The sequence below is a fragment of the Marinimicrobium sp. UBA4209 genome (assembly GCF_002381585.1).
Taxonomy (GTDB): domain Bacteria; phylum Pseudomonadota; class Gammaproteobacteria; order Pseudomonadales; family Cellvibrionaceae; genus Marinimicrobium; species Marinimicrobium koreense.
On record NZ_DFTP01000079.1, the window covers coordinates 1 to 779 of the forward strand.

Below are 779 nucleotides of genomic sequence, written 5' to 3' on the forward strand. Positions count from 1 at the left end.
TATCTGGAGCTGTCCAAGCCGGTCCTGTGGGACGAGAATGCCACCGCCGAACAGAAACGCGGCACCCGCCGCACCCTGATCCGCGTGCTGGAAACCACCCTGCGTCTGGCACACCCGCTGATGCCATTCATCACCGAAGAAATCTGGCAGAAGATCAAAGACCTGTCCGGTGCCCAGGGCGAGACCATCATGCTCGCGCCCTACCCCGTGGCCGATGAGCGCAAGGTGGATGCCGAGGCCTCAGCCGATATCGAATGGCTGAAAGCAGTGATCCTGGGCGTGCGTAACATTCGCGGGGAAATGAACATTTCCCCGGCGAAAAAACTGCCGCTGTTTTTCTACAACGGCTCCGATCAGGATCAGCGCCGCCTGAACGACAACCGCCAGTACCTGATCAAAATTGCCGCCCTGGAAGATGTCACCTGGCTGAACCCGGGGGACGAGGCCCCGGTGTCCGCCACAGCACTGGCGGGTAATCTTGAGCTGCTGGTACCCATGGCCGGTCTGATCGACAAGGATGCGGAACTGGAGCGGTTGAACAAGGAAACCGTAAAACTGGAAAAAGACATCCAGAAAACCGAAGGCAAATTGGGCAATGCAAGCTTTGTCGACAAAGCGCCTAAAGAGGTGGTCGATAAAGAGCGCGATCGGTTGGACGGGTTGAAATCCGCGTTGAGTAAGTTGCAGGAGCAGGTACGTCGAATCGAGAGTCTCTGATAATTTTCCTCGACTTTGCGTAGGGCGGATAAGCGAAGCGCATCCGCCGTAAATACCCGTGA

1 protein-coding gene is annotated in these 779 nt (G+C 57.0%); it reads left to right on the forward strand.

From position 1 onward, the window contains the following. Positions 1-717, forward strand: a 717-nt coding sequence (locus B3187_RS11800) for a class I tRNA ligase family protein (protein ID WP_286806653.1), incomplete at its 5' end; no start/stop codon positions are given. Between the last annotated feature and the right edge of the window lie 62 nt (positions 718-779).